Annotated in this window: 11 protein-coding genes and 1 other annotated feature; of the genes, 6 read left to right on the top strand and 5 right to left on the bottom strand. The window is 32.2% G+C overall.

What is annotated here, in order from left to right:
• Positions 1 to 946 precede the first annotated feature (946 nt).
• From LIS78_RS28230 to LIS78_RS28220, 3 genes are all read left to right on the top strand, one after another.
• Positions 947 to 2,812, top strand: coding sequence for a T7SS effector LXG polymorphic toxin (locus LIS78_RS28230; protein ID WP_252285455.1), 1,866 nt, complete (start codon positions 947 to 949; stop codon positions 2,810 to 2,812).
• The gene (locus LIS78_RS28225; protein ID WP_098325486.1) at positions 2,812 to 3,150 is read left to right on the top strand and encodes a hypothetical protein; all 339 of its coding nucleotides are present in this window, start codon (positions 2,812 to 2,814) and stop codon (positions 3,148 to 3,150) included. The genes LIS78_RS28230 and LIS78_RS28225 overlap by 1 nt, the downstream gene beginning before the upstream one ends.
• A 1,104-nt stretch (positions 3,151 to 4,254) precedes the next feature.
• Positions 4,255 to 5,688, top strand: a complete 1,434-nt coding sequence (locus LIS78_RS28220) for an alanine/glycine:cation symporter family protein (protein ID WP_209152310.1) — start codon at positions 4,255 to 4,257, stop codon at positions 5,686 to 5,688.
• Positions 5,689 to 5,791: 103 nt separating this feature from the next.
• Here the strand turns inward: LIS78_RS28220 and LIS78_RS28215 are convergent, their stop codons facing one another.
• Entirely contained in the window at positions 5,792 to 7,168 is a 1,377-nt protein-coding gene (locus LIS78_RS28215) for an amino acid permease (protein WP_209152311.1), read from the bottom strand.
• A gap of 43 nt (positions 7,169 to 7,211) precedes the next feature.
• Positions 7,212 to 7,426, bottom strand: a binding site (T-box leader).
• Between the two features lie 487 nt (positions 7,427 to 7,913).
• On the opposite strand from LIS78_RS28215, the gene LIS78_RS28210 reads away from it, so the two are divergent.
• The gene (locus LIS78_RS28210; protein WP_209152312.1) at positions 7,914 to 8,195 is read left to right on the top strand and encodes a DNA-binding protein; all 282 of its coding nucleotides are present in this window, start codon (positions 7,914 to 7,916) and stop codon (positions 8,193 to 8,195) included.
• Between the two features lie 133 nt (positions 8,196 to 8,328).
• Here the strand turns inward: LIS78_RS28210 and LIS78_RS28205 are convergent, their stop codons facing one another.
• On the bottom strand, positions 8,329 to 9,249 hold the full coding sequence (locus LIS78_RS28205) for a DMT family transporter (RefSeq protein WP_209152313.1): 921 nt from the start codon (positions 9,247 to 9,249) through the stop codon (positions 8,329 to 8,331).
• 120 nt (positions 9,250 to 9,369) lie between these two features.
• Here LIS78_RS28205 and LIS78_RS28200 point away from each other — a divergent pair, with 120 nt between their 5' ends.
• Positions 9,370 to 10,710 carry an aminotransferase-like domain-containing protein gene (locus LIS78_RS28200; protein ID WP_252285454.1) on the top strand — a complete coding sequence of 447 codons (1,341 nt, stop codon included), beginning with the start codon at positions 9,370 to 9,372 and terminating at the stop codon, positions 10,708 to 10,710.
• Positions 10,711 to 11,318: 608 nt separating this feature from the next.
• Here LIS78_RS28200 and LIS78_RS28195 read toward each other — a convergent pair.
• A complete protein-coding gene (locus LIS78_RS28195; RefSeq protein ID WP_252285453.1) occupies positions 11,319 to 12,785 on the bottom strand; it encodes a serine hydrolase in 1,467 nt (488 codons plus the stop codon).
• A gap of 285 nt (positions 12,786 to 13,070) precedes the next feature.
• Positions 13,071 to 13,418, bottom strand: a complete 348-nt coding sequence (locus LIS78_RS28190; RefSeq protein ID WP_098449606.1) for a hypothetical protein — start codon at positions 13,416 to 13,418, stop codon at positions 13,071 to 13,073.
• Positions 13,419 to 13,627: 209 nt separating this feature from the next.
• Here LIS78_RS28190 and LIS78_RS28185 point away from each other — a divergent pair, with 209 nt between their 5' ends.
• Positions 13,628 to 14,008 (top strand): hypothetical protein, encoded by a 381-nt coding sequence (locus LIS78_RS28185; RefSeq protein ID WP_252285452.1) that lies wholly within the window; start codon positions 13,628 to 13,630, stop codon positions 14,006 to 14,008.
• Between the two features lie 231 nt (positions 14,009 to 14,239).
• Here the strand turns inward: LIS78_RS28185 and LIS78_RS28180 are convergent, their stop codons facing one another.
• Positions 14,240 to 14,554 carry a DMT family transporter gene (locus LIS78_RS28180; RefSeq protein WP_209152316.1) on the bottom strand — a complete coding sequence of 105 codons (315 nt, stop codon included), beginning with the start codon at positions 14,552 to 14,554 and terminating at the stop codon, positions 14,240 to 14,242.
• Position 14,555 lies beyond the last annotated feature (1 nt).

Below are 14,555 nucleotides of genomic sequence, written 5' to 3'. Positions count from 1 at the left end.
ATTATGTTTAGTTTTACTTTCTGCAATACTATTAAGTAATTCTAAACATATTTTATTAAAAATAGCGTTATCATTTACATCTAATGTAGAAAAAGAACCAATTTTACTTCTTAAGGTATACCAACCCATCCTCTACTTACCTTTTAAGAAATTTTTATATTAATGATAACCAAACATAAAACTTATAAATATTTAACGTCACTATATTTTCTATAACATACATTTATTCTGAAATACAAAATTATTGTATTTTATATAGAGAAGTAAATAGATAAACTAACTTATAAAGAAATATAGTTTTATCATTTACTCTTAGTGACGACAAATAATTGGTTTTTCTACAAGTCATATATAAGATATCCTATATTTATAGAAAGTAAGATTACACTTTCACTTTCATATAAGTTAAAATAAATAAGTAATAATTATAAAAAAATAAATTTAAATAAGTATATATACTTAAAAACGTTTATCACTTTATTTTTACTCTTGATAATTTTAAATTAATATTAAATTAAATATTACTGTTTAAAAGTTATTAATTATTTACATATTTAAAAGTTCCTACTTCATTTTAAAGTGATAATAAAACGACTTCCTAAAAGAAAGAAGTATTAATGAGTAGACATCACTCATAAAAAGGAGAGATTTTATGCAGGATTTCTACTTAATATCATATATGAAAGTCTATGCGTTGAGGTATACTCAACGCATGTAATTGCACGTTCTATGATGATTTTATACATGATATAAATCTGAAATAAACATTTATACCTATGAGTATTATCTTCTATTTTGAAATTATATCCTTTTTAATGCATCGTCAAACTTATAAAAGGTCTTATTATCCTATTTAGATAGTGTATTAGTAATTTTATAATGGATAATAGAGGAAAATGTCGCATCAGAGATGCATTAATCATAAGGTAAAGAGGGTTTATAATGAATGGGAAAAGTATATGAAGCCAATACGCTTTTGGCCTATGCAAAAGACCGTGTACAAGCGTATAAAGCATTCGATGAGCAGTTAGAAGCATTAAAAAAAGCTCTTCATGCAATGGCTACACTACATCATGAATTTCAAGGAAAAGGTGCCGACAACATCAAAGGCTTTTATAAAACACAAGTGGATACCGTCACACATTGGAAAAGTCTTGTTTCTTCACATCAATTCTATTTTAATAGTATTGCAGACTATGCCGAACAAGCTAAATTAAAAGGTGACACAGTTGTAGATGTATCGTTTTTAGAACAAGAGCTGGCGGTTGCCAATGGTCGTTCCAAACAAATGGTCGAACAGCAGCACGCTGAACTTGAGTCGATTTTAAGTAATATTGAAGATATTATACATATTACACCGTTTTCTATAGACGCATTTGAAGATGATTTAAGCGCAACTGAGAAAAAAAGAACAGGTACCATCACAGCAGTCGAAGAGCTAGATAATCAGCTTTCAAGTGAATATGGAATGTTAGATTCCTTCTACGAATCAGTGCAATTCAGCGTAAATGGTTTGGAACAGATGACCTCCCAAGGAGGCAGTGCTTATCAACTAGTCTTTGATGCCAATGCTTATAAAAATAGTGAAGCATACAAAACACAGCAGCAAATTGATAAAGTAGCTTCAGATTATGTAGAGGGAAAAGCAGAACAAAAACAGCGAATCAAAGTCAAAAAGGAAGCTATTGAAGCTGAAAAGCAAAGACAGATTCAAGCTAATAAACCAGGGTATGAAAAAGGACTGGATATCGCTGGAGAACTTACTGGATACTATGATTATAAGCGAGCCGTAGAGGGCGTAGATCCGGTTACACATACAAAGCTTTCTACAACGCAACGAGTGACAGCTGGAGCGATGGCGGCAGCAGGGTTTATTCCATTTGTAGGTTGGGCAGGACGAGCTGTAAAAGGTGGTAGTGTGGTCTACAAAACTACTAAAGGCATGAGTGCCGCGCATCATGCAATGGCACTTTATCAAACACCAAAAGCTTTTAAAACACTTCAACAAACAGAAAAAGGTATCTATGGTCTCTTGTTAACGAATGGGATGTACGAGTATACAATGGGGAAAGACTTATTAGGAAACAAACTTACCAAAGAAGAGAAGCAAACTAGCTTGCTTCAAGCTGCAGGAGGTCTTTTAGGAGTAGGGGTTTCTGTGAAAGGTACAGCTGGGATTGCACAAGATGTAAAACAAGCCGCCGATTTAAGTGGATTCCTAAAAAGGAAAGTTCAATATAGTCTGGATCAACTTTCTGCAAAGAATTTGGGGGCAACTCCTCAAAGGAGACTGGCCTTTGCTGAGCAAGGGAAAAATATTAATACACTAAGTAGTACATACGTGAAAAATGTTGCTTCAGAAATTAATGACTCTACAATGATGTTATTTTCTAGAAGTAGTGAAGGAGCTCAAAGTACAAGAGGTGTTACACCTCATACGGTAGAACATGTTTTCCATGGACAAATAAATAGACGTGGAAAAGCAGTAGGTTATCATCACGAGAGCATGATGGGCGGAGGGAAAATTGTAGAGATAATAGACCCTCCTGACAGCAGGGGAATTTATCGTGCAAAAATTTCTGTGAAAGGTATTAACAAAACACCACTGTCTACCTTTTTTCCAAAAGAATGGAATAGAGCTCAAGTTCTTAATGCAATTAACGAAGCTTATGAAAATAAACGGATTATTAACCGTCAGTCAGGTTTATATGCAGGAAGGACTTCTGATGGTTTAACAATTAGGATGTATATAAATTCAGAAGGAAAGATAGATACTGCTTTTCCAATAAGAGAAAGAGGAGGGAACCAATAATGAAATATAATGTTCAAATCTATGAAGATGACCAAGGAATGCTTATGATAAATGTGCCTGATGAAATTTTTTTAGTTATAGATTTATTATTAAGTGATGTACAAGAAGATGGATCGAAATTATGGCTAGATTTAATTGATAAAGTACTTTTAAAGAAATCTTCTTATGAAGAATTAACTGGAAATGCCTGTACTATAGAAATTAAATATGATGTAACAAAAATTGTGAATGAGTATGCAGAAGAAGATCAAAACGCATATTGTTTAATTGAAACAGCTGAGTTAAAACAGATTCTGCTTATGTGGGATGATGCTGTTAGAAATAAATACGCAGAATAGAAATTAATTAACTTAAAAGTATGGTGGAGTCTTTATACAAGATGAAGAAAAAATAAATCTCTTATAAAGGCTCCTTTTTGGTTACTGTCATGCGAGGTCTCAAAATAGAAAAAAGAATATCTTTGTGAACGAAAATTAAACTTGATTAACGAACGTTTTTCAATGTCAGTTTAGGTGTAAAAACAATATACAGTCGCCTTTAATCTAGTACAGAACTTTTATAGTCGTTTTATATACTTTGTAGAAAAATATGGGCTTTTTCTACAAGATAAATAGTTATTGAAGTATTTTTTCTGAAGTAAGTTAATTATTACTCTTCAAATAGATGTATAAAATACTTTTTTATAAACTATTGAAATGTTATTTATTTTCTACTTAGAGTGTGAATACTAATTATTTTATAAAGAAACTCTGTTAAATTTCATAGTTGATTTTTAATCAAATGGCATTGCAAACAATAGTGTTTCTCATTTATTAAAGAAAAAAGCCAGTGTAAAAACCGGCTTTTTGACTTGCTTGTTGAATTAACGCAACTCCGTAGGTAATATAGGGTCTACTTTCTTATCAGATTATTTATATACCCTAATTTTATATTTAATTATTAATTCGGAAAAGTTATAATTTTATGTCACTTCCTGTCGGATTACATAGTTCATAATATAAATTAAAGATAAGATCTTGATAGCAAAAATGAAAGCGCTTAATAACAGTTTGTATTTTTGTTAATCACACTTCATTGGAGAGATTTCTAAACTAAATATAGAAAAAAAGTTGCTCTTATTTTATCAGTATTAATGACTTAGGAGCATTCTCATCTTTTCAAGTTACACTGACGTATCAACTTCTATTGAAGCTATGCAGACTGCAATATCTAATATAACCCCTTCGTTATAAGGAACCGGAACGGGAGGACATCGGTTTGGTAAAGATTTAAAAAACAACACTTCTAACAAAGCTAACTTACGAGATATTAAGAATAAAAGGATTCTTTAAATTGTTGATCTTCCTTTTTTATAACCACCAAATTTTTTCTAGTTTAAAAATAATAGAAATTAACTTATAACCTTTATAGTCGAAAAATTTTTACAACAAGGAGACAAAACCATGACAGAAATCGTTACACTTATTAATGATTATTTATGGGCTAAATTAATTGTTATAATCTTAGTTGCAATTGGACTATTTTTATCTATTAATTTTGGTTTTTTACAAATAAGGTTCTTTCCTGAAATGATTCGTTTATTGTGGGATGGACGTAAAAACAAAGATAAAGATAAAAAAAGTGTTTCTTCATTACAAGCATTTATGATTGGAATGGCTGCTCGTATTGGTACAGGTAATATTGCCGGTGTTGCTACAGCAGTAGCACTAGGAGGACCTGGTGCAGTATTTTGGATGTGGATTATAGCATTAATTGGATCTGCTTCAGCTTTTGTAGAAAGTACATTAGCCCAGGTTTATAAGGTTAAAGATGGAGATGCTTGGCGAGGTGGACCTGCTTACTATATGGAGAAAGGTTTAGGAAATAGAAAACTTGGTATTGCATTTAGCATATTAATTACTCTATCCTTTGGCCTTATTTTTAATGCTGTGCAAGCTAATACCATTGCTGCTTCGGTTGAAAATGAATTTGGAATAAACAATACCTTAACCGGTGTTATACTTACCATTATTACTGCTCTAATTATATTCGGTGGCGTTCATTCAGTAGCGAAATTTTCTACAATTTTAGTGCCTATTAAAGCCGGTGCTTATATCTTATTATCAGTGTGGATGATGATTGCAAATTATGAAGTATTACCAAATGTTTTTAGTGCAATCTTTTCAGAAGGTTTGTTTTCATTTAAACAACTTTTTAGTGGTGTAATGGGTGCTGCTGTACTTCATGGTATCCGTCGTGGATTATTTTCTAACGAAGCCGGTATGGGTTCTGCTCCGAATGCAGCTGCAGCTGCAGACGTTACTCATCCCGCAAAACAAGGATTTATTCAAGCTTTAGGCGTTATTTTAGATACATTTATAATCTGTTCATCTACTGTAATGATTGTTTTAGTTTCAGGCGAGTATCAAACATCAGATTTAACAGGTATTCCATTAACACAAGAATCTTTACGGACGGGAATTGGTGGCTTTGCAGCAACATTTGTATCTATTTCAGTATTTTTATTTGCGCTGAGTACGATAATGGGTAACTATTACTATGGTGAATCAAATATTAGTTTTATGAAGCATAGTAAGAAAACAGTCTTATTATACCGTGTTGCTGTTATCTTGATGGTGTTATTTGGAGCATTATATAGTGCAGAATTGGTATGGTCTCTTGCAGATATCTTTATGGGACTAATGGTTCTAATTAATTTATATGCAATTACTCGTTTATCTAAAGTAGCTAAAGCAGTATTAAAAGATTATATAGCTCAAAAGAAACAAGGGAAAGATCCAGTGTTTCATGCAGATAGTATCTCACACTTACCAGGACGTGAAACGTTAGAGGCTTGGAATGAAGAAGAAAAATCCCAGAAACAAATCGTGAGTTAAATCACCAAGAATACTGCCAGATGCAGAAAAGGCTTGTATCAATCAAAAAAAGCTACTTTAATAAAGTAGCTTTTTTGATTTAAGTTCTTAGAGAATTTAAAATCTAATTTGTATCATTCGGTACTTTACGAGAAGTGGATTTGGTATTCCTTTTGAATAATGAAAGGATTATCATTACAAGAACGAAAGCCACGCAAACTGTAGAGCTTAATCTATTCGCACTATCTATTAGAAAGACTATAAAGCTAATAACTAATGCACATGCAGCAAAAAGTGTTAAATAGGGGAATCCCCAAAGCTTAAAATATGGTTTTTGTTTATATTGAGGACGTAGCTTTAGCTGAGCTAAGCAAATACTAATCCATATAAGAGAAACTGTAAACCCAGGAATAGCTAACAAATAAGAAAAAGCTTTTTCAGGATATAAGTATACAATGTACGTTCCCATTAATAAGAATAAGACGCTGAAAGCTAAACTGTAAACAGGTACGCCTTGTTTATTTACATAGGACAAGCTTTTAGGTGCATCTCCCGACTGTGATAAAGAATGAAGCATCCTTGTACAGCCATAAATACCCGAATTTGCTGCGGAAAGTACAGCCGTCAATAAAATAAAGTTCATAATGTGAGAAGCTCCCTGAAGCCCGGCTGTTTCAAATACTTGGACAAAAGGACTAGCATTTGCATCAATTTTATCCCAAGGTATTAAGCCACAGATAATAAAGATAGGTAAGGTGTAAAATAGAACTACTCTCCACATAACTCCTTTAACTACGCCTGGTAAGACCTTTTCAGCATCTTTCGTTTCCGTAATAGTTAAGCCAATTAGTTCTGAGCCTCCATATGAGAAGATCACCACAAGCAAGGTAGAGAAAACGGCTTTCCAACCATTTGGGACAAAGTTGCTATAATTATGAAGGTACTCAGAAGATGGGCTATTACTTGGAATGATTCCAAATAAAATACTTACACCTAATAGAATGAAAGCGATAATGACAAAAATTTTAATACCTGCAAACCAAAACTCAATCTCTCCAAAGGACTTTACACTTGTAGCGTTGATTAAGATAAGTACGATGGAACAAATAAGACAAAGAATCCATAAAGGAATAGAAGAAAACCAATACTGTAGAAAACTACCTGCAGCGATGACTTCAATAACGCATACAGTAAGCCACATAAAACAATAAGTAGCTCCAGTTACAAAAGAAAAACGCCTTCCAAAAGCTTTTTGAATTAGATCCTTCATATTGTGAGATGGGTATACAATAGCCATTTCAGCCAAAGCTCCCATTACAATGAGAAGCAATAGTCCAGCAAATAGGTACGAAAAGATAACGGAAGGTCCTGCTAATCCAATCGTATCAGCACTTCCTTTGAAAATTCCTGTTCCAATCATTCCTCCAATAGCAATCATTCGAATGTGTCGCGGTAATAATTGTTTTTTTAACGTATTCTTTGATGCAGTATTTTCTTTCATGATGCCCTCCTTTTAACATAAAAAAGTCCCTGCTGAACGATTCAGCAGGGACGAAAATTTCGCGGTACCACCCTATATTGTAAAAAAATCTTACCTCTCAATTTGCATAACGGTTTTATCCGTCCTCTCTAAAACAGCTCTAGAAGAGGAAGCTCTAGGAGTGAATTTCATCTCTAATCTTTGTACTGACTTCCACCAATTATCAGCTCTCTATAACAGGGAGATTAAGGTTACTTACGGTCCTATCTTCGCTTTTGTTTATTAAATTAAATTGTATGTAATGTATATCATCTTAGTTAGTTTAAAATTAAATGTCAATATATTTTTTATCTATGTACTACTATAAGAAGAGTCATTAGACTTTGCATAAACGTACTAATAACACTACTATTAAAGTTTCTCATTTATTTTCCAATCAGCTATTTGTGCTAGGTTTACATTATATGCCTATCTAAATAGAAAACCTACTATACAAGCAAGTGTACAGTAGGTTTTCAAATCAGAATAAAAATGGTGAGAAAATATCTCATTATTATAGTTTAGCCTAAAGAATGGACTGAGGCAAGGTTTTATTATCTTTTTAGGAACTTTTCTCTTACAATCTTTTAATTACAAATGTACAAAGCTTTTAATAATAGGAGTTTTAAAGGCTTTTTGGTTCTCATAATACGTTTTATGTTAACTATCTTTCTATTAATTTTATGATAAAATGGGTTTTATGGAAAATGATAGGAGGTTAATTATTGTGGAAATAAGCTTTTTTTGGATTGCCGTAGGATTAGCTGCCTTTGGTTATTTTATAGGTGATGGTTTAAAGAATTTTGGGAAACCTCAAAAGAAATTAAGTTATCCTTATTTAATTAAAGAAAAAGATCTACATTATCATTTTAATTTGAGTAAGGGTGAACTTGAAGAATTGTTAAATAAATATCCTAATGCTCCTAAAATAGAGCTTAAAGGGACTACATATTATCCCTATCAACAATTCATTGATTGGATATCTTCTAACGAAATTTATAAGAAATAAAACAGAGGAAGTACTTAGTCTTTAAAATACTAGATGCTTCCTCTGTTTTAATTTTAAATTCCGATAAAATCCATTATGCTAACTAGACTTGTATATATTCTTAAGTTTTCATTTTGTACATTCAAAAAATAAATTAAGCTTTTTCACTGTGTTTACCTTTTGTGCCAAAGTAATTTGTACAAATAACTCCTGTAATAATAATAATGGCTCCAACTAGATGATAAAGATGAAATTGTTCTTTTAAAAAAATTACTCCTGCCAAGATTGTAATGAGTGTAGCAAAGTTACTGAAAACACTCATTTTAGATGCTTCTATTTTTGACAAGGCGTAATTAGAAAGATAGGACGTAATTAAGGAGGATAATAAACCTAGATAGACAATTGCAATCACAAAATCTAGATGAACAAAAGGCTGCATAAATTGGTGGATAGTGTTGTTCATTAGATGGTTTGTTAATGCTAATCCATTAAATGTAATAAATCCAAATAAAGTCATTATATATGTGATAGCGAATAAGGAATATCGTTGAGTTAAATTCCTAGCAAATACATTGTATAGAGATGATACAAGTGCGGAAAGTAAAATCAAACCACCCCCTAGTAGACTAGTATTTTTATTTCCAATATCGTTCATATACATAATGTATATCACACCTACTACCGAAAAAATAATAGCTACTTTTTGACCAGATGTAGATGTTTCTTTTAAAAATATGCTTGCAAAGATTAAGGTGAGAATTGGAATTATTGCTTGAATGATTCCAGCTTCGGATGATGATACATTCACTAGTCCAAACACCTGAAAAGTAAAAAAGAGGGTGGGATATAAAATAGCTAACAAGGCAATAATCCCTATATCTTTTATGGTTACTTTTAAGGCTTTTTTCCTTATTACTTTTAAGATTGTAACCCCTATAAAAGCAATAGTAAATCGATGTGCCAATGTATCAAAAGGTGTAGCAATAGTTAATGCAACTTTGACAAACATAAATGACAATCCGATAATAATGGCATAAGTAAGTGCAGCTATATATGCTTTTTTCTTTTCAATCATGTGAATGACCTCCTTTAGATTTATCCGGCCGATTATCACTATAGTAAGAGAAACTAACAATATCTACGATATGAAAAATACACATCTGTATCGGTACAGATGTGTATTTGGAGGAATACTATGCTTAAATATGAAATAATTTATCAATCTCTACTTCAAAATATACAGTCTGGGGACTTTCCAGCAGGGGCAAAATTACCCTCAATTAGAGGCTTATCGCACCAATATATTTGTAGTAAAAGTACAATAATATCTGCCTTAAAACGATTGGAAGAGCAACATATTATTTATTCCATTCCAAAGAGTGGTTATTACGTTGTGGAACATCAGGTTTTCGAGGAACCCACATCTACTGAAGGCGTTGATTTTGCAACATCATCTCCAACATGGCATGCATTTCCTTATAAAGACTTTCAACAGTGTATTAATAAAGCGATTGATACATATCAAGAAGAATTGTTTCGTTATGGAACACCAAAAGGTTTATCTTTATTAATTATAGAAGCTAAGAAGCTCTTAGAATCTTATCAAGTATTTACGAAACCTGAACAGATTTTCATCACTTCAGGGGTTCAACAGGCACTAGCTATACTGAGCATGATGCCATTTCCAAATAACGGATCTACTATTTTAGTTGAACAACCTAGTTACCATTTGTATATGGATATGTTGAAAACATATGGAATTCGTGCAATAGGAATTCAACGTACAGCGCAAGGTATTGATCTAAAGCAACTAGAAAAAATATTCAATGAAGAAGAGATTAAATTTTTTTATACAATGCCACGCTTCCATAATCCTTTAGGAACGTCATATAGCAAAAAAGACAAAGAAGCTATTTTACAGTTAGCTTATAAATACAATGTGTATATTATAGAAGATGACTATTTAGCAGATTTTGAATATAACACAAAGAATGATCCTCTTTTTGCAGAGGATATTAAAGAACAGGTTATCTACTTAAAGAGCTTTTCAAAAATCATGTTTCCAGGTTTAAGAATTGGTCTAGCCGTTCTTCCTCCCCCTATTCTTAGCACCTTTCAAAAATTTAGAATGACCATAGATATAGATAGCTCTATGATTTCACAAGCTGCACTATATCTTTATATAAAAAGTGGTATGTTTGAACATAATAAATTAAAAGTAAGTAGTATTTACCATAAACGTGCACAAATTCTTCATCAATCGCTGCAAAATCATCTGGCTAATTACGAATCATCGTCAGAAATAGTTATGCATGGTCATATTTTGCTACCTAAACAAGTAAATATGAAGTCATTTATTCATTATTTATATGAACAGCATGTATATCTGGATTCAGTTGAAAGTAATTATCTAGCCAACTTTCACAAAGAACGGATTTTAAAGTTAAATGTTTCAAATGTTGAAAATCACCGAGTTGAAGAAGGAGTTAAAAAAATTGCAAGTGCTTTAAAGAAAAGAGATAACTATTTTTTTTAATTTTTTGATGTAATTAGGGTCTTTAACACTGTTTAAGAAGAAGAGACTTAAAAATATTATTCTTGTAATGATGTACATTTTTCTCACGTGCCCTTTATATTTATTCCTACCGGTAATGTATTTTAGGTTAACTAAGTATGTATAACGTATTTAGCTTGAAAAACAGAAAAAACAACTGGGTCCGTTCAGTTGTTTTTTCTGATATACATACATATAACTATTTTTAAGGTGATGATTCATCCATTTTGAGTAGGTTGCTCAAATTAATATTAATTATTATATAAAAATAAAGCTTGATTTGTGTAAGCACTTTCATTATAGTTGAGTTATTCTGAAAATTAATGTTGAGTAACTGTTGAAAGATTACATAGTGGAATATGTTTCTTTCGTTCCAAACAGTTGCTTTTTTTATTATCTTACTTCTTATAATACGCTTTATGTAAACGGAATATGTTACCAATCTTCCAAGAAAAAAGTTCTGAAAAGGTATGTTGAACATCACCATTTAGTGAGATATATGAATAAAAAAGTAAAAAGTATTAAGCGAGAAGGTGCGTCTCGTCTAATACTTTTTTCATTATTTTAAGTAGTAATTTTTATGTTTAATTTTATAAAATCCTATCTGTGAGTTTACTAAATACAATTGGCTTTGTACTCAACATTGGTGGTAAATGCAATTTAAACTGTGATAATTTCCCCTCTACGTCCATCTCATAGGCAATTAACACATTCATTTCCGTATGAGAAAGATTCCACTTTGTCGTGTACACATTGTAATGATGATGTTTCATCTCTATATTAACTGATTCCCACTTTAAATATAACGTATCGTTTTGTTTATACACTTCCATTTTCCCATATGCAGGATGCTCAAATATCCCTGTATATTCTTCTACTGCATGTGTAAGGGTTGTCTCTTTTACTTGTGGAAGAGGCTTATCTAATTCTTTCATCATTTCTTTAAATTTAGCTGTATCTTCTATAGCTCTTTTATGCCAGTCAATTGCATCTAACCCCAGAAGCTCATCATAAATTTGATTCGCAAGGTAAGATGGTAATAACGTTGTTCCAGTGTTTGTTAATATAACAAGTCCGATATTTTCCTCTGGTATAAAAGATACGAGTGCTGAAAATCCATCAATATTCCCACCATGATGGATTACTTTATAACCCCGATATGCACTAATAAACCAGCCAAGTCCATAGCAATTTAGTGTTGTTTCTAATGTGGATAAAAGTGGTTCATCTGGAATTGGGATATGCGGTTGATACATCTGCTGTAACATATCCGGTGTAATAAGTTCATGTTCGCCCACTTTTCCTTGATTTAAATGGAATAGAATCCATTTAGACATATCTTCTATATTTGAGTTTATGCATCCTGCAGCGCCAACTGTATCGATGTTACGAAATGGAACTTTGACTATATCATCGTTTTTTTCAATGTATGGAAGTGCGTGATCATCATCTTCTTGCGAAGTAGTAACCGAGAAATTTGTACCTTCCATACGAAGAGGTTGCAGAATATGTTCGGTTACATACTGTTCCCATGTTTGATTTGTAATTTCTTCTACCATATAGCTAATGGTTGCATACATTAAATTATTATATAAAAAGGTTGTACGAAATGGTGCATCTAGCTCCAAATGTTGGATTTTTTCCGCAATGTTTTTTCTTGTTAATGAAGATCCATACCATAGCAGTTCATGACGACTAACACCAGAACGATGAGAGGCCATATCACGAGCTGTAATTTGTGAGCTTACTAGAGGATTATGGAGTGAAAAAGTAGGAATATAAGTTTGAACAGATTTATCCCAATTAAACTTTTGTTGCTGGGCAAGTAAACTTAGAGAAAGCGTCCCAAAAGCTTTTGTGGATGAACCAATTGCAAACAGTGTACTTGGTGTAACTGATTTTTCATTTTCAATGTCACGGTATCCAAACCCTTCAGAAAGAATAATTTCTCCATCTTTTATGATTGCCACTGCTGCCCCTGGCACACTTAGATCTTTCATCATCTCCTTTGTATAATCACGTAGGCGACCTATAAGAGAAGATTTTACTTTTTGCATAAGATTTCCCCTTTTCCATTTATTTCTACAAATGAATTATTTCGAGATTAGGAGAAGAAAGACCTTGTTGTTAACAAAGATGTCATAGTTTTTTAGGCTCTCACTAGAAGTTGTAGTTAACGCACACATACATATTTTTTTATGAATAATAAAGCAAGCTTACTGATACCTTGAATGCCGATAAATCACATTATGGTAACTAGGACTTTATTGTAACGTTCTCCAAACAGAAAGTTGTTTATTACTTTAAAATTAAAAATAGAACCTTCTAAAACTTTGAAGGTTCTATTTTATTTTCGAAATAATAATCCCTACAATCATAATAAAAAATCCCAATAGTGTTTTCCAAGTAGGAACCTCTTTGAAAAATAGATAGCCCATCAATACTGAAATCACTATCTCTATTCCTTTAGACGTAACTAAAACAAATGTTAAATTCTGAATTGCTTTAAATCCAAATTTGATGCCGTATCCGATTAGCATATTGGCTGTTAAAAATAATGGAAAGGCAAAAATTTGATACTTTAAAGTCGCCCAAAAGGCTGGATCAATATGCTTGTTTTGATACGAAAATAACATGTTTATTAGAAACAAACCAGAAAATAAAAAGGTGGCACTATAAAAATAACTCATACTTATACACTCTCATTATAATCATATTTGTTATCATTCTATCCAATAAATGTTTCTTTATGCTATAAAAATTGCCTTAGGTAAAAATAATAGCTTCTATTCAAAAAATGTTCCTTAGAGAACCCTTGTAGACATAATATAAGTTGTACGAACAATTCTAAAGGAGGAATACCTGAAATATAAATACAATTGAAAGGAGTGAGATGATAATGCAAGCAAGTACCTTTTTGGGGCTATTTGGGGGGGGGACTACGGTTATCATATCGGGAATACTTTTCATACGTCCATCGGTACTACGTGAGCTGAAAAAATTAGTGGTTGAAGACAGAGGATTTGGGATTATATATGGCTTGCTATCTATTTTTCTAGGATTAGGAACTGTTATCCTGCATAATGTGTGGACACTCAACTGGCAGGGATTCATTGCACTCATTGGATGGCTCGCACTACTAAAGGGAATTTACGTAATTGCATATCCTGAACCATCCAAGAAAACTGACTTTGAAGTACGGATACTATCTACGCGTATAGTACTTGCTATCCTTGGTGTTTTAGCTTTATGGATGCTTGTAGTAATTTATATGAAATAATCTGTAATTCTAAATAGTGAAAAATAGATGGGGTTATACATTCATGTCTCTCTCACCTGAGGACGGGGGAGACATGAATTTGGCTCACGTCAAACAACTTCTGATAAAATGCATTATGTAAAATAAAAACCCAATTAGAAATTTATTCAGTTCTAATTTAGTTTTTTATTTTATAAGCAATCTTCAAATGAGATGAAATATTGAATTTCATTATGAAATCTACCTTAATGATTAACTAGCCATTTTTAGACCAATAACTCCTATTAGGATAAAACAAAGAGATATAAGTTGGTAAATCCCTAATTTTTCTTTAAACCATAAGATGCCTGTTAAAGTAATCCCTACACTCCCAACACCTGTCCATACTCCATAAGCGACCCCAGCAGGAAGTACGCGCATAGCATTAGATAAACAATAAAAAGAAAAAGCGAAACCAATGATCATAACGCACAATGGCCCCTTCTTTTTGAGACCATCCATATACTTCATCGCAATTGTAGCAATAACTTCTTCAATACCAGCTAATATTAATAATGCCCAAGCCATT

This window comes from Priestia megaterium, from assembly GCF_023824195.1.
Taxonomy (GTDB): Bacteria; Bacillota; Bacilli; order Bacillales; family Bacillaceae_H; genus Priestia; species Priestia megaterium_D.
Note: the sequence above shows the minus strand (reverse complement) of the source record. Positions and strands in the feature narration are given on the sequence as shown.